Here is a 16260-nt window from a genome sequence, read left to right as displayed (position 1 = left end):
ACGTACCGCGGCCATGATCGGCAGCGCTTCTCGTGGCGACGCACGCTGTCGCCTCCTTCCCGCGACGCGGAAGCCCCGAGAATCGACTGCCGCCCGAAATAGCGGAACGCGCCAGAGTTCCGGCGGACTTCCGGGGCTGTGAACAAGAACCACGTCCAGTGGTCGGGCCATGATTCACATCAGAATGGTGTGGTAGGTGCTTCTTATGGGGCCGGAGAGTCCCAGATCCATACGGCCACCGTCGCGCCGGCACACACGAACAGAGGTGGCGTTCGAACTAGGCCCCTCTCGCTCGTGATAGACACAGCGGTCATCACCCGGTTGTTGGCTCTCATCGCCGGAAGCCCGGGGCCGGGCAACCGAGCTCCGGGGGCCGAAGCAGAACCAGAGGCCCTCGCGGCGGCTCCCTTGCACCATGAGGGACGCGAGCGAACGGCAGCCCTCCGGGTTCCCCTCTTTTGACCACCGCGCCAGGGCGCACCTTGGAGCGCGCTTCCTGGAGGGCGTCCTTACCCATCCCCCGATGCGCTGAAGGCCACGGTCGCGCACCGTTGCGAGTCACAGGACATTCCAGGGGGTTCAGATGAAGGGGAAGGATGAACCGCGCTCGGGCACCGCCCAGGACACGCCTCTAGACAGAGGGCTCACCAGTACCGAGGCAGCCGAGTTGCTGCGCAGGGAGGGCCCCAACCAGCTTCCCAGTGCGCCTCGACGGCCTGCCCTGCTTGTACTCGCAGGGCAGATGATGCATTTCTTCGCGGTCATGCTCTGGTGCGCGGCAGGTCTCGCCCTGTTCGCGGGAATGCCCGCCTTGGCCGTGGCCATCGCCGTAGTAGTCGTGCTCAACGGCGCGTTCTCCTTCGTGCAGGAACACCGTGCTGACCGCGCCGCGGAGAGATTACGCGACCTACTGCCCGCCCGCGCCACGGTTCGTCGGGACGGGCGTGCAACGGTCATCGACGCGACCGAGCTGGTTACCGGCGATGTGGCACTGTTGGAAGCAGGCGACCGGATCAGCGCCGACCTGAACCTGGCCTCCACCACGCGATTACTGGTCGACGAGTCGATGCTGACCGGCGAGAGCGTCCCCGTGTCACCAGACCCCGGGGCCACCCTGTACGCGGGCACCTACGTAGTCGAAGGCCATGGCGCCGCGGTGGTGGGCCGAACCGGTACGGACACCCGGCTGGCCGGCATCGCCAAGGTGACCGAAAGAGCGAGCAGACCGCGCAGCCCACTGGCGACCCACCTACATCGAGTGGTGCGCACTATCGCGCTGATCGCCGTAGCCGTGGGAGTACTCTTCTTCCTCGCCGCCGTGACGCTGGGAAGGGCCGGTTCGGAGAGCCTCCTGTTCGCTATTGGTGTGACAGTCGCCCTGGTGCCTGAAGGGCTGCTGCCGACCGTCACCCTGTCGCTGGCACGGGCCGGCCAGCGGATGGCGTCCCGTAGTGCCCTGGTACGCAGGCTGGAGTCAGTGGAGACCCTGGGGGCGACGACATTCATCTGTACCGACAAGACAGGCACGATCACACGCAACGAGATGTCGGTCGTCACGGTGTGGACGCCCGCGGGCCAGGTGGATGTCGAGGGCGAGGGGTACGATCCGGCGGGCCAGCTCGCCGGTGATCCGAGCGCGGTAAGGTGGGCGAGGAGACTCGCCGACAGCGCAGCGCGGTGCTCGCCGGACGCTCGCGTTGTGGAACGGAAGGGCCGGTGGCGCCCGGTCGGCGACCCGATGGAGGTCGCCCTCCACGTACTGGCCGCGCGCGCCCAAGCCTCCCAGCCGCCCGCTCCTGTGGTGCGGCACCCGTTCGACCCCCGCAGGCGCCGCTCGTCGGTCATTGACACCGATGGCCTCCATGTGACCGGCGCTCCCGACTCGGTGCTTCCTCTGTGCCAAGACACATCCTCCGATGCCGACCGCGCGGTAGCCGCGATGAGCGGCCGAGGGCTGCGTGTACTCGCCGTGGCCCATCGCCGAGGCGTGTCGTCGACGAGTAACGCGTGGGCGGCCGAGCGTGATCTTGAGTTGCTGGGGTTGGTCGGGTTGGAGGACCCGCCCCGCCCCGACATCGCCAAGGCGATCACCTCCTGCCGTCGCGCCGGCATCCGGCTGGCCATGGTGACGGGCGATCACCCGGGTACCGGGACCGCGATCGCTTCTGAGGTGGGACTGCTGAGCGCGGACGGGCTCGTTGTGCAGGGCAGGGACCTGCCCGCTGATGACGCCGCGCTGGGGGAGCTCCTTGACTGCGATGGGGTGGTGGTGGCGAGGGTCACCCCGGAGGACAAGCTGCGCATCGCGCGCGTGCTGCAGGCCCGCGGTCATGTGGTGGCGATGACCGGCGATGGCGTCAACGACGGTCCCGCCCTGCGTACCGCGGACATCGGGGTGGCGATGGGGGCTTCCGGCACCGACGTGGCCAGGGAGGCGGCCGACCTTGTGCTGCTCGATGACCATTTCGCCACGATCGTCTCCGCGGTCGAGCTCGGCCGGGCGACCTTCGTCAACATCCGGCGGTTCCTCACCTACCACCTCACCGACAACGTAGCCGAGCTGACCCCGTTCGTGGTGTGGGCTCTGTCAGCCGGCACTATCCCGCTGGGCCTGACGGTGCTGCAGGTGCTCGCGCTGGACATAGGAACAGACCTGCTGCCCGCCTTGGCCCTGGGTGCCGAACCGCCCAACCCGAGGACGATGCAAGGACCGATGCGCACCGGCGGGCTCATCGACGCGCGGGTGGCACGCCGAGCGTTCGGCGTGCTGGGGCCCGCGGAGGCGGCAGCGGCGATGCTGGCGTTCGTGGTGGTCTTGCTGGCGGGCGGCTGGGCGCCCGGGGCCATGCCCGACCCGGCGCTGCTGGCGACGGCCTCTGGGACCCTGTTCACCGCGATCGTGCTCGGACAGCTGGCGAACGCCTTCGCCTGCCGCAGCGAGTCCCGCTGGGTCGCAGGCACCGGGGTCGGCGGTAACCGGTTGCTGCTCTACGCCGTCGCCTTCGAAGTGGGCATACTCGCGGTGTTCCTGCTCCTCCCGCCGCTGCCGGGACTGCTCGGCGGCACCCTCCCGAGCCCGCTGGGCTGGGCCATGGCCGCACTGGCGATCCCGGTCGTATGGCTCGCAGACACCGCGCACAAGAAACTGCGTGCACGCGGCTGAACCGTTCCGCGGAGTCCGGCGGCTCTTCGGCCCCGGTGCGGGCACGATTCGGAGAACTTCGGCGAACACGGTGGTGAGGGGTTCGATCGGAGGACAGAATGCGTGCGTTGGTGGTGTACGAATCCATGTTCGGCAACGCGGAGACGGTCGCGGAGGAGATCGCGGCGGGGGTGGCGACCCGGCTCGGTGTGGACGTCGCGGAGGTCTCGAGCGCGCCCCGTTCCCTCGGCGGTGATGTCGGGCTGCTCATCGTGGGAGGCCCGACCCACGCCTTCGGCATGACCCGTGCGCGCCCCGGGAGTCGGCCGCGGAGCAGGCGGGCAGGGAACCGGTATCGACCGGGCAGGGAGTACGCGAGTGGCTGGACTCCCTGAGCGGAGAATCCCCCGATGTCAACGCCGCGGCGTTCGACACCCGGGTGAGGAGGCCCCGTCTTCCCGGTTCGGCGGCACGCGGTGCGCAGAAACGCCTCCGGCGAAGCGGTTTCCGGATCATCGCTCCCGCGGTGAGCTTCCTCGCCGAAAAGACGCCGGGTCGGATCTTCTAAGCGGGGAAAATCGCAGCGTGCGCGGCAGTGGGCCAGTGGACCACAGCACAGGCCACGAGGAATGGACCGAGAAGACACCCCTCGATGAGATACTGCCGGGCTCCCGGTTGGCAGCGATCGGCACCTGCTCCCAACTCCCACGCCAGCGCGGCCGGACCCGAATTCGCTGACCTGGCAGCGCACAGTGGTCGATACTCGTGGTAACGAGAGCCGGAAATTGCCAGGAGTCTGCTGACCACCGGGTGTCGGTGCTATGGGGTGTAGGGCATTCTCGGCGGCAGCATGTCGTCCACATCCCAGGTGAGCTTGCTGTGTACCCCCACCACGCCATCCACCCCACGGGTAAGTTGTGCAAGTATCGCGCAGTGGCTGTGCTGCTCCACGCGCCCTTCGAGGCTGACCACGCCATCATCCACGCTGAATCGGATACGCCCGGGATCGAGCCAGGCAGGAGCAACAGCGAACGCCGCACCGATGTCGCGCGCGATATCCCCATCGGGGCGCACGAAGACCCGAAGCAAATCGCGCCGGCTGAGCATCCCCGCTAGGTGACCGCGCTCGTCGACGATGGGCAGCTGCTTGACGTCGTGGCGAGCCATCACCCGCGCCGCGGCAACGACGGTCTCCTCAGGACCCACGGTGACCACGTCCCGAGTCATTAGCTCCCTGGCATTCTCAGCGCGCGCCTTCCTCTGCGCGCTGCCCCGGCTGCCCAGGGTACGGCGCAGCCGGGCCCGCATCGGTTCGTGGTACTCGTCGCCAGGGCGCTCAGGAGCGAACTCTTCATGGTGCACCAGGTCGGTCTCGGAAACGATCCCGACGACACGGCCGCCCTCGACGACAGGCAGGGCAGAGACATCCCGCCAGAGCATCAATCGCGCGATGTCCTTGATCGGAGTCTCTGAACTAGTGGAAACCACGTCGGGGGTCATCACGTCGCGGACGGTCCTATTCATATGAGCTCCCCCTCAGGTTTGGTGCGTGCCCCCGCTACGGGCGCGCCACTGCCGTCAGCAGTGCCATAGCGCCAGGCCACACAGATTTTGAACCGCAGGCCAAAGGTGGTGCCCCTCTCTTCTGCGAGGATGAATCGTCAACGTATTTCGCCGGCGCTGGCGCGGCGTCCACTGATGGCGATTGGTGTAATCGTCACATAAGCTTCGCGATCGCCGCCGGCCCACGGGCGAACCTGCACAGCCCCGAGGTCATCCACCTCCCCCGGGTCACGCACCAGCCGCGCCCGCCCTTTGACCAGCACGCTCCAGCCCTCGCTCATCACCTGATCGATCCGATCCATCTGGAAGCTCACGTATCCAGTGGCATGCTTGGCGATGATGCCACCCTCTTCGACGCGGAAGACGATGTTGCCGTCGACGACCGCGAAGTTCACCGGCAGCACCGTGGGGCCGGCCTCGCTCTCGACGGGAAACGCGATCCGCCCCACACCTCCCGGCCTGATGAGGTCCATGCACTCCTCAGCGTCCAGTGTCTGCAACAAGGCGGCGCGGCCGGTGGGGTTGCGGCCCGGCGGCACGTCGACGTCCGCGCCAAGCAGTGCGCCCGGGGTGGTCTCCAGCGCCCCGGCCAGCCACGCAAGCGCCCGACGACTGAGGTTGGGCGGGTGCTCCTCCAGGTAGGCCACATACCCGGGCGCCATACCGGCGCGCCGCGCGACCTCCTCCACCGAGAGCCCGAGCTCGGCGCGGCGCCGCGCCGCCCGCCGCCCCAGATCCCCCCGGGTCTTGCCGCCCCATCCGGCTTCGTAGCCGGCCTCGTATACCCTGTCCATGCTGCTCCCCCACTGCCTGGTCACGCGGGTGGGCGAACCGTTGCCGCCTCCTTACCGCCAGTCTCGGCGATCGTCTCGGCGTCGGTCACCAGGCCTAAGCCGTCCCTTCAGGGGCCGAAAGTACCGGTCCGTGGGAAGCCGCCCCAGTGCCTAGCTCACTCTCTCCCGACAGAGCGGCAAGCCGGGAGCTCTGCCTTCCACGGTCCCATCATTGGCCCCTAACAGGCCGCATCCTCCTCCGATGTACTGGACACCAGAACGTTCAAAGCGATCGTCGCCCATCCCAGACACTGCCGGGAGAACAAGGGTTTTCCCGTATATCCGCCAGCGGCTCAGGGTTCTCGGCCCTACACGCAGCACGGCCACTACCGACTCTCCCAGAACACGAAACGACCCTGCCACGCCCGAGACTGACTTCCTCGGCGCCATGGGGATCGGAGCTGATCCTAAAGACGAACGCCCACCACCTCCGTTCGGAACTGGCTGAGCACATACGCGTCGCACTGGCCGCCGAACGCGCACCATCGGTGCAGCCCCCCGAAAGAGCAACAGCTTGAGCCCCGCAGCACCTGCGTCCGGGGCATGGTCCCTCTCTCGACCGACCCGAAGGTCTGCCTGCCTCGGGGCCGAAGGCACTGTTCACGGGTCGATTCGACGAGAAGTGTGAGACCAAGGAATTCGAATGGAGCCAGTGATGAATGAACGAGACACCTTCACGGTGCTGGTTACAGGGGGCGCTCGAGGTATTGGGGCGGCTGTGGTCCGCGCAGTTCACGATGCGGGCCCATCCGTGATCATCGCCGACATTCTGGACGAGAAGGGCGAGCAGCTCGCGAAGGAGCTTGACGACCGTGCACACTACGTCCACCTGGACGTGACGAGCGCCGAAGACTGGACGGACGCGATAGCTGTGGCTGAACGCATGGCTGGCCCGCTAACATCCCTGGTGAACAACGCCGGGATCCTCGACATCGGGCCAATCGAGACACAACCCGCTGAGAACTTCCGCCGGATTCTCGACGTGAACCTGTTCGGCACCTGGCTTGGCATGCGTGCCGCTCTCCCTTCCCTGCGGCGATCCGGCGGGGGAAGTATCGTCAACCTTTCCTCGACCGCGGGCATGCAGGGATACGCCGGGATCGGCGCCTATGTTGCCAGCAAGTGGGCTATCCGCGGGCTTACCAAGACGGCGGCGCTGGAGTTCGCCACAGACAGAGTTCGCGTGTGCTCGGTCCACCCGGGTCCGATCCGCACGCCCATGACCGCCGAAATGGACGACTCTGTCGTCGCCGGCCAGCCTATCCCGCGGTTCGGTAACCCCGAGGAGGTCGCCCGCATGGTCTACTTCCTCCTCACGGAGGCGACATACTCGACGGGAAGTGAGTTCGTGATCGACGGCGGCGCCATTGCGGGCACCGCGCTACCACTCCACACCACATAAGTCTCGATCCACCGATCGACTTCTGAAGTGGTCTTTTGGGGATTGCGGGGCGGGTGGGTGGTGTCGGACAACCGCCTCCAAGCTTCCTGCCAGGCCCAGCGCCGGGGCACATGCACCGTGAGGCGTCGGCGCCGCGCGCGGCTGAAAGCGGCTTCTCCGGGGCGCTCACGGGGCGGGCTGACCAGCAAGGTCCACCTGGCGGCGGATCGGCGGTGCCGTCCGCTGGCCCTCCAGGCCAGCGACGGGCAGGCAGCGGACTGCCCTCGGTTCATCCCCGTGCTGGAGGAAGTCCGGGTTCGTGGCCCGGCCGGTCAGCCGCGCACCCGGCCGGACGCGGTCGCCGCCGACAAGGCCTACTCCTCCCGCGCCAACCAGCTCCTACCTACGCAGACGCAACATCAAGGCGGTGATCCCAGAGAAGGCCAACCAGGCCGCCAACCGCGCTAAGCGCGGCAGCAGGGGCCGGCGCCCGGCCGACGTCGACCTCGGCCCGCTTGACCCATGACCGCAGCGCCTCGGGGTGGATGTCCAACTGTTGGACGATCCGGCGAATCGGCCCCATCCTCTTGTCCTGTACCGGGTGTGATGGAGGTGGTGTGTGCCGGGTTCTGTGGAGCCGCTCACTGGCGCACAGGAACGCGACCACCCCGCCGCTGGACTCGGATCCGGCCGAGACCGAGTTGCAGCGCCGCTACGCCGCGGGCGAGATCGACCGGAGGAATTCCTGCAGCGCAAGATCGACATGGAGCGATAACCGACGGCCGGGTTTTCGACCCGCCATAGCAGTTGGTCAGCTCGGTGCGCAGTAGCGTGTCGTCGGCATCGCCTGGCACACCTCCGCGTGGTTGAACATGGCCGAGTCGGTGGGACAGCACGCCGAATCGAACAACATGGCGGCGGGGCCGGCGAAGATCGCGACCGGTAGGGCGAGTAGCACGGTCAACAGGCCACCGGCCAGCACGACGCGCGCCCGGCCGAATGGCCGCACTCCGGTGATCAGGCGCCGTACCCGATCGGCGGCCCCCGTCCCACCGGCGGCCAGCGCGCCGGCCGGGCCGCGCTGGCCCGCGACGTTCAGCAACGCTTCGGCGGCCAGGAGGCGGTGGGTAACGCGGGCGGCCGAATCGTCGGCGGCCAACTCCATCAGCCGCGCGGTCTCGTCCCTGATCACCTGGAACAGGGGGAGCCGCGGAAACGCCGCGGCCAGTCCGCTCGCGACCGCGGCCACGAGGTCGTGGCGGGCGCGCAGGTGGGCGCGTTCGTGCGCGAGCACCGCTTGGAGCTGCTCAGCATTGAGCGTTTCGAGGGCGCCGCTGGTCAGCACGATCCGCCGGCGCACGCCCGGCACGCAGTAGGCGGCGGGCACTGAATGCTCAAGCACCACCGCTCCGGTGTCCCGGTCGTGCCGGCCAAGCAGCTCAAGCATCTCCAGGTGGCGGCGGCGATCGGCGATCGCCCGCCACAGCGTGGCGGCCACGCCCCAACCGCAGCGCGTGAGCACCAGGACAGCCAGCCCCACACCGCTCGTGCCGATCACCGTACCGCCGGGGGTGGCGTACTGCGCGCGCAGGGCCACCAGGCACGCCTGCAGCACCTGGGCGAGGTCCATGCCCAGGCGCAGGCTCGGCACGCTCAACGCGAGCCCACCGAGCACCAGCGAGACAATGAAGGCCAGGCTCAGCACCTGCCAGGCGGCGATGCCCAGCCGGGGTGCGCGCTCCACCCAGCGCGAGCGCCGTACGACATACGGGCCGACCGCGGCCAGGAGCAGGGCATAGGCCAGCAGCAGTGTCGCGACGATCACGCCAGACCCTCGCGCCGCTTGGCCTCGTCCAACGCCTCGCGCAGCCCGGCGACCTCGTCGCTGGGCAACCGTGACACCAGGCGGGAGAGGATAGCCGCTTGGTCGGGCGCCGTTTCCAGCGCCTCCTCGACCAGGCCGGTGATGTAGTCCTCCTGCGAGGCCGCCGCCCAGTAGTAATAGGCGCGCCCCTGTTTGGTGCGCTGCAGCCATCCCTTGCGGTACAGGATCTCCATCACCGTCTGCACCGTGGTAAAGGCGATGTCGCGGTCGCGTCGCAGGTCGTCCAGCACATCGCGCACCCGCATCGGCGCATCGCTCGCCCACACCGAGCGCATGATCGCGGCCTCCAGCTCGCCGAACTGCGGCATCGGACTCCTTCGCCATTCCACTTTCTGGGGGTGATAACACCTGGGCGTAGTGGCCGTTACAGACCGCGCAACGCTATTTGACGATCCGCCCGGCCAATGCACCCAATCAGCTTAGGTCATACCGATCTCACAGCCGCGAGCGGGAACGGGCGCAGCTGACATCCGCTGACGACGCTCACGGCGCGCCCCTCCCGGTACGCCTTTCCCCTCTAGTCGGGTTTGCGGGCCGCGAGGCGTTCGATGACGCCGGCCTTGAACCTGTCGCGTTGTTCCACGGTGAAGCCGTGTTCCCGCACGGTCAGCAGTGGGCGGCGCATCATCTGCTCGCCGTTGCCGGGGTCGAACACGTTCATCAGGCCCTGGATGGTGAGCAGCAGCCAGCGCACGGGCAGGAAGGTGGGGCGCACGTGGTCCAGGAGCAGGAGCTGGCCACCGGGGCGCAACACGCGGCGCATCTCAGTGACGGTGGCGTCCAGGTCGGGCACGGCGCATAGCGACAGGGCACAGACCACGGTGTCAAAGGAGGCATCGGCGAAGGGGAGGTGTTGGGCGTCGGCCTCGCGCAGATCCACCTGTACGCCGAGTGTGTGAGCGCGTTCCCGGGCAATCTCCAGCATGCGAGGGCTGAGGTCGATGCCGGTCAGGTTCACCTGGTCCGGGTAGTGCGGCAGGTTACGGCCGGTTCCGATCGCGACCTCAAGGGTGTTCCCGCCGGCCTTGGAGCACAACCACTCGCGGCTGCCGTCGAGGAAGAGCCGCTCCATCCGGTCCATCATTCGGTCGTATCGCGGTGCCTGGCGATCCCAGTGTCGCCGTATCTGGTCGGTGATCTCGATGTGCCTGGCGCGTCGTGACGATCGCATCGCGGATCTCAGCTTTCGGGAGTTCACACCACCTTTCTACTACATAATCGTAGTTATTACTACGCTGGGATAGTAAAATGTGTGGGCGAAGACCTACCCAGGCCGCCACGACTCCGCGGCGTCGCCCCATCAGGAAGCCGGGCCGCGTTTTTACTGTGGGTGTGTGGTACTTCGCGCGTTCTGCCCCTGGAGGTGAGGACCGTATGTGTGGCTCGATGATGGAATCGATGGGGATGCCGGGGCCGACCTTGGCGTTTCCCGTATTAAGCGCGCTGCTGGCCGGGGTGGTCGCGTTCGCGCTGCTCCTGGCACTCGCACAATCGCGTGTCCCTGCCCTCACCGCCTCGGGACCTCGCACGGACTCGAAGGATTCCGGTGCGGTGGTGCTGGCCAAGGAGCGTTACGCCCGCGGCGACATCGACCACGCCACCCTTGAGCGGATCCTGAGCGATCTCCTGCGCGCCGAGGGGCGCGGCGGCTCCGGGGGGAATTGATGGTGGCGCTGGGGCCGCTGGAGACCGCAGTGATGGAGGTGCTGTGGCAAGCCGAGGGACCGATGACGGTCCGCGAGGTCCGTGGCGAGCTCAATCGCGATCGCCATTCGCCGCTGGCCTACACAACGGTGATGACCGTGCTGGCGCGGCTGGCGGAAAAGGACGCGGTAATCCGGAAGGCGCGCGGGCGGGGGTTCGCCTATCGTCCCGCTGGGTCGGACCCGGCGGCGCTGGCCGTGCGCACGGTACTCGCCGAGCACGGCCAGGCGGCCGTCGCCCACTTCGTGGACCAGATCGAAGCCGACCCTGAGGCACGAGACCGATTGCGGCGGCTGCTCCACGATTCGCCACCGGAGACCTCGCCGTGAGTCCTCAGGCATTGGCGCGCCTGGACAGCGGCAACCGGGCCCTGTCGCTGCTGCTGGTCCTGGCTCTGGGCTTTCGTGGTGTTCTCACGGCCCTGGCCTGCTGCGCGATCTGCGTCGTGGCTGTCCATCTGTGGACGCTGGGCCCGGCGGCGCTGTGGGCAGGAGGGTGGCGGATGCTGGCGCTCGCTGCGCTGGCCGCTCTCCTGCTCGTCTCGACGGGCACGGCCGTGATCCGCCTGGCTGGGGAACTGCGCGCGGATCACGCACGGCGCGGAAAGGTGCGGGCCCGTGTCACGGCCCCGGCCGCCGACCTCGATCGGATCGTGGGCCCCTACGGGCTGTCGGGACGGGTCAGCGTGGCGCAGGCCGAGGAACCCTTCGCCTTCACCTATGGGTTGTGGATCCCGCGGGTCGCGGTGAGCAGCGGCCTCGTCCGCATGGCGCCAGCCGCCGAACTCGCCGCGATTCTCGCCCACGAGTCCGCACATGCCCGTAGCCGCGACCCACTGGATCCTGGCGATCCGCGTGTTGCTCGCGCGTGAGTTCTACCTGCCGGCGCTGCGGCATCTCTCGGAGCGCTTCGTCGCCGGCCGGGAGCTGGCCGCCGACCGGCGGGCCATTACCCGCTGCGGCACCCGGCCCCTGGCGGGCGCCCTCCTGCGCGTGCTGAGCCCTCCGGCCTGGGCCGCCTCCCCAGCCGCCGCGATGGCTGGCGCCACCACAGTAGACGCCCGCATCACCCAGCTCGAAACGGGTAGCGAACCGCCGCTGCCGCCCATTCCGCGCCGCTCGTGGCTGGTCAGCGCGATGATCGCGGCGGTCGTACTCGCCGGTGCGGCCAACGCGGCCCTGCTCGTCCAACAGATGTGCACGGGCACCATGTGAGCGCCCCGGCCCTCGCGGCTCTCCACGACATACTCAACCGCCTGGATACCGTGGTCATCGGCCCGCGGCCCGGCGCGCGATCCTGCGGTTGCGGATGAGCAGCACCACGCACAGGCCCAGGATCGGAAGCGCGTTGAGCAACGGACCCAAGGGGGAGAAGTCCTCCGGCGGGGTGCGCAGCAGCTCGGCGTTGAGTTGCTGGTTGACGGTCAGCAGGCCGAACAGCGCGCCGCCGGTCACGGCAAGTGGCGTCAGGGAGCGCACGTAGCGTTGAGCCACCTGCCGGTCGCCACGCCGACCAGGAGGCGCAGCAGCGTGGCCACGGCGCCGACCACCAGGGGGATACCGATCGGGTTGTAGCGCCACGACATCGCCAGGTCGCCCCGCATCGCCGCCCACACCGACCGGGTTCCCCCACACCCGGGGTCCATGATCCCCAGGTAGTGCAGCGGGCCGTGGATATCGATCGGCGGCAGGCCGAAAACCGCCATGAGCCCGCCGAGGACGAGGCCGCCAAGGGCTGCGAGCGCGAACCAGGGATGGCGGTCGCGCGCTTCGACGCGGAACTCGACCGGTGAGCGCCAGGCAGGCATGGTCCCTCATCATTCGTCGTGGTGCCCGCGCCGGGCACCGGGGGCGGGCGGTGCGCACCGAGGTTACTCGCCGGGCTCGAAGTCGAAGTCGTCGGGGACGTCGACGTCGGCGTCCTCGGGCCCGTAGACCAGGGCGATCTGGCGGTGCTCGGTGAGTTGGATGGCGGCGGGGTTTCCCTCGTGGAGTTCGCCGTCGACGTAGGCGCGCAGCGTGTTGCCGCCGTCGGCTTCCAGTCCGCCGAGGGTGGTTTCGTCGAGGCGCACGTCCCATTGGGCGAAGACCTGGCCGAGGTTGTAGCGCTGGTCATCGGTGGGGGCCTCGACGTGCAGAACGCCGCGTTCGTCGTGGGTGTGTAGCTCCGACATAGCGGTGCCCGCGGGGTGGATTCCCAGATTGGGGGGTACGGTGACCGGCTCACCGTCGACGATGATGTCGAGGTGGGCGTGGAAGTGCTTCGCGGTGCCCTCCATCGGCTCCACCCGCAACCCGGCCTGCTCCGCCAAGGGAACCGGGTCCTCGGGCAGCGACCACGGCGGCATGGCGGTGCTCTCGCCACTCACCGGTTCCGGTAGGGCGGCTTCCGTTTCCTCGCCGCCCGGCAGGTTGGTGAGTCCCCATCCGGCCAGCCCCACCACCACGACCAGGACGGCCCCGACCGCGCTCATGAGCAGGACCCGGCGCCGGCGTTCGCTGCGAGCCTGCTCTTGGCGCATGGCGGCGACCTTCTGCGCTGTGCCTCGCCTCGGCTGTTCCTTCGACGGGGACCGACTGGACGCGGCCGCCCCTTTGCTCTGGCGCGATGACACGATCTGGAACCTCTCGACCGGTGCTTGGGGGGACCCTAAATATACCTATGCGACTTAGGTGAATAGGTTACCGTGTCCATCGAGGTGCCCGAGCGCTCCCCCTCAGCGGACAAGCGCTGATGCGCAGAGGAGATGTATGCCAGTGCGTGGTTGTGCCGCACTCGCCGGTGCGGTGCTCGTGTTCGTCGTCGCGGGCTGTGCCAGCGGCACCCAGGACGCCAGCCCCAATCCGTCCAGTCCGTCTGCTTCGGCCCCCGAGCACGATCACGAGCTGCGGGAGGTCGATGGCGATGGCGCATCCTCGGTGAGCATGGAGGTGGCCGAGGACACCGACTCCGGATGGAACGTCCATGTGCAGGCCGAGGACTTCGAGTTCACCCCGAGGCAGGTCGGGGAGAAGGCCCGCGAGGGCGAGGGGCACGCGCATCTGTATGTCGATGGCGAGAAGGTCGCGCGGGTGTATGCTCCCTGGCATCATCTGCCCGCCTCGGTGGTGCCCGAGGGGGGGCACACCCTATCGGTGCACCTATCGGCTAACGACCACAGCTCCTGGGCAGTCGACGGTGAGCCGATCAGCGACAGCACCACGATTACCGGCAGCGGTGGCGATGGGGACCATTCCCACGCCTCCCAAGACGCCGGCTCCCAGGACACCGGTGCCGCCGATGTCACGGCGGAGATCAGCGTGCAGGACGTCACGGTGTCGCCGGAACCCGGCCGAATGGAGGTCGAACAGGGCCAGAGCGTACGCCTCACGGTGGACAGCGACAGCAGTGACACCGTGCATCTGCACGGCTATGACATCGAAGAGCCGGTCGGCCCGGGCGAGCCCGCCACCCTCAGCTTCACCGCCGACCAGACCGGACTCTTTGAACTGGAGACGCACGAGTCCGGCACGCTGCTTACTCAGATTGCCGTCGAATGAATGCGACACTCATCCTGGCGCACGGGGTCGGCGGGCGCGAGGATCTGCCGCTGCCGTTCCCGTACGCGCTGACCGGCGCTGCGATCGCGCTCGTGGTCTCCTTCGCTGCGCTCGGCCTGGCCTGGCGCCGTCCGCGACTGTCCGGCGACGCCGCCGGGCGTCCCCTGCCGCGCCGCCTTCAAGCCGTGCTCGATGGTCCTGCGGTGCGCTGGGCGCTGCGTGCGGCCGGCCTGGCGGTAACGGTGTTCGTCGCCGTGGCCGCGGTGTTCGGTCCCAATGACACGCTCAACCCCACACCCGGGGTTGTCTACGTCCTGTTCTGGGTGGGCCTGGTCCCGGCGTCGTTGCTGTTCGGTCCGGTATGGCGGCTGCTCAACCCGCTGCGCACGATTCATTCGTGCCTGGCCCGGCTGGCCCGCACCGCCCCGGATCGAGGGCTGTGGCCCTACCCCGCGTGGCTGGGCTACTGGCCGGCCGCGGCCGGGCTGTTCGCTTTCACCTGGCTGGAGCTGGTCTGGCCGCACAGCACCGATCTGGTCAGCCTGCGGGTGTGGTTCGCCGGCTATGCGGCGGTCCAGTTACTGGGAGCGCTGGCCTTCGGCGGCCGCTGGTTCGACCACGGCGATGCCTTCGAGGCCTACTCCTCACTCATCGGGCGGCTGTCTGCCTTGGGGCGGCGCACCGATGGACGGCTTGTGCTCCGCAATCCGTTCAACGGCCTCGACGGGTTGGCGCCGATGTCCGGGCTCGCGGCCACAGTGGCGGTGCTGCTGGGCAGCACCGCCTACGACAGCCTGTCCAACGCCCCTTGGTGGACCGGATTCCTCCAATCGGGCCCGCTGTCCGACGTGGCCGGCGGCACGCTCGGGCTCGTGGGTGCTGTACTGCTGGTCGCCGCGTTGCTAGCCGCCGGGGCGAGGGCCGCGGACGCCATCGGCGGTGCGCCGCGCGCCGGGTTGCCGACAGCCTTCGCGCACTCCGTCATCCCGGTGACTGTGGGCTACCTGGTGGCGCACTACTTCTCGCTGCTGCTGTTCGAGGGCCAGCGCACGCTCGTGCTCGCCTCCGATCCGCTGGGCACCGGCGCGGACCTGTTCGGCACCGCCGACCACGGAGTGGACTTCACGATCGTCACCCCGGCGACGATCGCCCTGGTGCAGGTGATCGCGGTCATGACCGGCCATGTCCTCGGTGTCATCGCTGCGCACGACCGCGCGCTGCGCCTCTTTCCCCGCCGGCGGGCCGTGCTCACACAGATCCCGCTGCTCGTGCTCATGGTCGCCTACACCATCGGCGGGCTCACCCTGCTGTTCGCCACCTGACGGCGGTGGCGAGCCCGCGGAAGGACGCGGACCGGTCCCGGCCATCCACCGTGCCACCGGTGGTTTCCCGGGGCGGTGGCCTCCCCCGCCACCGATGAAACTAAGGTTGTTAGGTGGAAGGTGGCCAGGGGAGCGCCAAAGGAAGCAGGGGAAGGCACGGACATGCCAAGGGCGCGCCGAACGCCATCGCCGTCGCCGTGGCAGTTGTCACCGCCGTGGTCAGAGGCTGGGCCGGCTACCGGGAACTCGGGCGCGCGCCCGAACCGGCCTCCTCGCCCGGGCCCGCGCCCCGGCGGCTACACCACCGACCACGGCTCACACGTCATCGGGTTCAACACCCATGATGAGGGGTGGCTGCTGTGGACGCCGAGCACCCCGGATCGGCGACCCGCGCGAGGACTACTCCCGGTTCCTGGACAAGCAGCAGTGAAGGCGAAAAGGACTCCTCGGAGTAGGCGCAGCCCCGTGGCAGGGGCGCCCTCTACCCCATCGGGACACCATGGCTAGTAGCACACCGTAGACCCTGGTGACAGCACGATGATCACGTCGGCCCCTCGTGCCACTCCACGTCAATCAGCGCTTCACGCCACACGGAAGGAGGGGTAGAGTCGCTGGCTGGCCAGCGCGATCCCCCAGGATCGAATCGTGCTCTCTGGCCCGGAAGGTATGAGGGGAATTTCGTATGTCCATGGGTCACGCTACCGGGCACGGTCCGGCGCGGTGGTGGCTCATGCTGTTCTGCGCGCTCTTCTCGGTCCTGTTCGTCCATGGAGTCGAAGGCGCCTTCACGCATCTGCCTCGTGACGCTGCGCACGGCACAGCGGCCGCACACGAGGACCATCCATACCTCTTTCACCAGGTCCACCATGCCATCGGGGCGGAAACGGCCGG

The 16260-nt window shown here is 68.5% G+C and carries 17 protein-coding genes and 1 pseudogene; 10 read left to right on the top strand and 8 right to left on the bottom strand.

Features of this window, described 5'->3' with window-relative positions:
- Nucleotides 1–583: 583 nt before the first annotated feature.
- Together VS93_RS13600 and VS93_RS30440 are read left to right on the top strand one after the other, a co-directional pair.
- Nucleotides 584–3163 carry a cation-translocating P-type ATPase gene (locus VS93_RS13600; protein WP_046470304.1) on the top strand — a complete coding sequence of 860 codons (2580 nt, stop codon included), beginning with the start codon at nucleotides 584–586 and terminating at the stop codon, nucleotides 3161–3163.
- A gap of 98 nt (nucleotides 3164–3261) precedes the next feature.
- Nucleotides 3262–3537, top strand: coding sequence for a flavodoxin family protein (locus VS93_RS30440; RefSeq protein ID WP_201776640.1), 276 nt, complete (start codon nucleotides 3262–3264; stop codon nucleotides 3535–3537).
- A gap of 424 nt (nucleotides 3538–3961) precedes the next feature.
- Here VS93_RS30440 and VS93_RS13590 read toward each other — a convergent pair whose 3' ends face one another.
- Complete coding sequence (locus tag VS93_RS13590; protein ID WP_046470303.1) at nucleotides 3962–4666, bottom strand: CBS domain-containing protein; 705 nt, start codon at nucleotides 4664–4666, stop codon at nucleotides 3962–3964.
- Nucleotides 4667–4803: 137 nt separating this feature from the next.
- The gene (locus tag VS93_RS13585) at nucleotides 4804–5499 is read right to left on the bottom strand and encodes a helix-turn-helix domain-containing protein (protein ID WP_046470315.1); all 696 of its coding nucleotides are present in this window, start codon (nucleotides 5497–5499) and stop codon (nucleotides 4804–4806) included.
- Between the two features lie 694 nt (nucleotides 5500–6193).
- On the opposite strand from VS93_RS13585, the gene VS93_RS13580 reads away from it, so the two are divergent.
- Together VS93_RS13580 and VS93_RS28140 are read left to right on the top strand one after the other, a co-directional pair.
- Nucleotides 6194–6940 carry an SDR family oxidoreductase gene (locus VS93_RS13580; RefSeq protein WP_046470314.1) on the top strand — a complete coding sequence of 249 codons (747 nt, stop codon included), beginning with the start codon at nucleotides 6194–6196 and terminating at the stop codon, nucleotides 6938–6940.
- A gap of 117 nt (nucleotides 6941–7057) precedes the next feature.
- Nucleotides 7058–7424, top strand: a pseudogene (locus VS93_RS28140) (transposase); the annotation flags it as partial.
- Nucleotides 7425–7730: 306 nt separating this feature from the next.
- On the opposite strand, the gene VS93_RS13570 reads toward VS93_RS28140, so the two are convergent.
- The 3 genes from VS93_RS13570 to VS93_RS13560 all read right to left on the bottom strand — a co-directional run bounded on the left by VS93_RS13570 (nucleotide 7731) and on the right by VS93_RS13560 (nucleotide 9975).
- On the bottom strand, nucleotides 7731–8744 hold the full coding sequence (locus VS93_RS13570) for a M56 family metallopeptidase (RefSeq protein ID WP_046470302.1): 1014 nt from the start codon (nucleotides 8742–8744) through the stop codon (nucleotides 7731–7733).
- Nucleotides 8741–9112, bottom strand: coding sequence for a BlaI/MecI/CopY family transcriptional regulator (locus VS93_RS13565; protein ID WP_046470301.1), 372 nt, complete (start codon nucleotides 9110–9112; stop codon nucleotides 8741–8743). The genes VS93_RS13570 and VS93_RS13565 overlap by 4 nt, the downstream gene beginning before the upstream one ends.
- 209 nt (nucleotides 9113–9321) lie before the next feature.
- Nucleotides 9322–9975, bottom strand: coding sequence for a class I SAM-dependent methyltransferase (locus VS93_RS13560; protein WP_046470300.1), 654 nt, complete (start codon nucleotides 9973–9975; stop codon nucleotides 9322–9324).
- A gap of 215 nt (nucleotides 9976–10190) precedes the next feature.
- Between VS93_RS13560 and VS93_RS13555 the strand changes: the two genes are divergently transcribed.
- From VS93_RS13555 to VS93_RS13540, 4 genes are read left to right on the top strand one after another with little or no spacing between them, the layout of a single operon-like run.
- Nucleotides 10191–10469: an SHOCT domain-containing protein gene (locus VS93_RS13555; RefSeq protein ID WP_156184825.1), complete on the top strand. Its 279-nt coding sequence runs from the start codon at nucleotides 10191–10193 to the stop codon at nucleotides 10467–10469.
- Nucleotides 10469–10837 carry a BlaI/MecI/CopY family transcriptional regulator gene (locus VS93_RS13550; protein WP_046470298.1) on the top strand — a complete coding sequence of 123 codons (369 nt, stop codon included), beginning with the start codon at nucleotides 10469–10471 and terminating at the stop codon, nucleotides 10835–10837. The genes VS93_RS13555 and VS93_RS13550 overlap by 1 nt, the downstream gene beginning before the upstream one ends.
- A complete protein-coding gene (locus tag VS93_RS13545; protein WP_156184824.1) occupies nucleotides 10834–11379 on the top strand; it encodes a M48 family metalloprotease in 546 nt (181 codons plus the stop codon). The genes VS93_RS13550 and VS93_RS13545 overlap by 4 nt, the downstream gene beginning before the upstream one ends.
- Nucleotides 11363–11722 carry a M48 family metalloprotease gene (locus tag VS93_RS13540; protein WP_162231680.1) on the top strand — a complete coding sequence of 120 codons (360 nt, stop codon included), beginning with the start codon at nucleotides 11363–11365 and terminating at the stop codon, nucleotides 11720–11722. The genes VS93_RS13545 and VS93_RS13540 overlap by 17 nt, the downstream gene beginning before the upstream one ends.
- Nucleotides 11723–11776: 54 nt before the next feature.
- On the opposite strand, the gene VS93_RS31650 is transcribed toward VS93_RS13540, so the two are convergent.
- The 3 genes from VS93_RS31650 to VS93_RS13530 all read right to left on the bottom strand — a co-directional run bounded on the left by VS93_RS31650 (nucleotide 11777) and on the right by VS93_RS13530 (nucleotide 13029).
- Complete coding sequence (locus VS93_RS31650; RefSeq protein WP_156184823.1) at nucleotides 11777–11986, bottom strand: hypothetical protein; 210 nt, start codon at nucleotides 11984–11986, stop codon at nucleotides 11777–11779.
- On the bottom strand, nucleotides 11974–12315 hold the full coding sequence (locus tag VS93_RS31645; protein WP_156184822.1) for a DUF2752 domain-containing protein: 342 nt from the start codon (nucleotides 12313–12315) through the stop codon (nucleotides 11974–11976). Before VS93_RS31645 ends, VS93_RS31650 begins: the two co-directional genes overlap by 13 nt.
- A gap of 63 nt (nucleotides 12316–12378) precedes the next feature.
- The gene (locus VS93_RS13530) at nucleotides 12379–13029 is read right to left on the bottom strand and encodes a hypothetical protein (RefSeq protein WP_046470295.1); all 651 of its coding nucleotides are present in this window, start codon (nucleotides 13027–13029) and stop codon (nucleotides 12379–12381) included.
- Between the two features lie 229 nt (nucleotides 13030–13258).
- Here VS93_RS13530 and VS93_RS13525 point away from each other — a divergent pair, with 229 nt between their 5' ends.
- Together VS93_RS13525 and VS93_RS13520 are read left to right on the top strand one after the other, a co-directional pair.
- A complete protein-coding gene (locus VS93_RS13525; protein ID WP_046470294.1) occupies nucleotides 13259–14047 on the top strand; it encodes a cupredoxin domain-containing protein in 789 nt (262 codons plus the stop codon).
- Entirely contained in the window at nucleotides 14044–15369 is a 1326-nt protein-coding gene (locus VS93_RS13520) for a hypothetical protein (RefSeq protein WP_046470293.1), read from the top strand. Before VS93_RS13525 ends, VS93_RS13520 begins: the two co-directional genes overlap by 4 nt.
- Nucleotides 15370–16260 lie beyond the last annotated feature (891 nt).

The sequence above is a fragment of the Allosalinactinospora lopnorensis genome (assembly GCF_000981225.1).
Taxonomy (GTDB): Bacteria; Actinomycetota; Actinomycetes; order Streptosporangiales; family Streptosporangiaceae; genus Allosalinactinospora; species Allosalinactinospora lopnorensis.
The sequence above is the reverse complement of the archived record's forward strand: the minus strand, read 5'-3'. Positions and strand labels throughout refer to the sequence as shown.

What these genes read in the sequence shown, in the direction of transcription:
- VS93_RS30440 (WP_201776640.1), top strand. Translation starts at nt 3,262, where the DNA reads ATGCGTGCGTTGGTGGTGTACGAATCCATGTTCGGCAACGCGGAGACG.
- VS93_RS13550 (WP_046470298.1), top strand. Translation starts at nt 10,469, where the DNA reads ATGGTGGCGCTGGGGCCGCTGGAGACCGCAGTGATGGAGGTGCTGTGG.
- VS93_RS13520 (WP_046470293.1), top strand. Translation starts at nt 14,044, where the DNA reads ATGAATGCGACACTCATCCTGGCGCACGGGGTCGGCGGGCGCGAGGAT.
- VS93_RS13525 (WP_046470294.1), top strand. Translation starts at nt 13,259, where the DNA reads ATGCCAGTGCGTGGTTGTGCCGCACTCGCCGGTGCGGTGCTCGTGTTC.
- VS93_RS13585 (WP_046470315.1), bottom strand. Translation starts at nt 5,499, where the DNA reads ATGGACAGGGTATACGAGGCCGGCTACGAAGCCGGATGGGGCGGCAAG.
- VS93_RS13555 (WP_156184825.1), top strand. Translation starts at nt 10,191, where the DNA reads ATGATGGAATCGATGGGGATGCCGGGGCCGACCTTGGCGTTTCCCGTA.
- VS93_RS31645 (WP_156184822.1), bottom strand. Translation starts at nt 12,315, where the DNA reads ATGCCTGCCTGGCGCTCACCGGTCGAGTTCCGCGTCGAAGCGCGCGAC.
- VS93_RS13565 (WP_046470301.1), bottom strand. Translation starts at nt 9,112, where the DNA reads ATGCCGCAGTTCGGCGAGCTGGAGGCCGCGATCATGCGCTCGGTGTGG.
- VS93_RS13590 (WP_046470303.1), bottom strand. Translation starts at nt 4,666, where the DNA reads ATGAATAGGACCGTCCGCGACGTGATGACCCCCGACGTGGTTTCCACT.
- VS93_RS13580 (WP_046470314.1), top strand. Translation starts at nt 6,194, where the DNA reads ATGAATGAACGAGACACCTTCACGGTGCTGGTTACAGGGGGCGCTCGA.
- VS93_RS13530 (WP_046470295.1), bottom strand. Translation starts at nt 13,029, where the DNA reads ATGCGCCAAGAGCAGGCTCGCAGCGAACGCCGGCGCCGGGTCCTGCTC.
- VS93_RS13560 (WP_046470300.1), bottom strand. Translation starts at nt 9,975, where the DNA reads ATGCGATCGTCACGACGCGCCAGGCACATCGAGATCACCGACCAGATA.
- VS93_RS13600 (WP_046470304.1), top strand. Translation starts at nt 584, where the DNA reads ATGAAGGGGAAGGATGAACCGCGCTCGGGCACCGCCCAGGACACGCCT.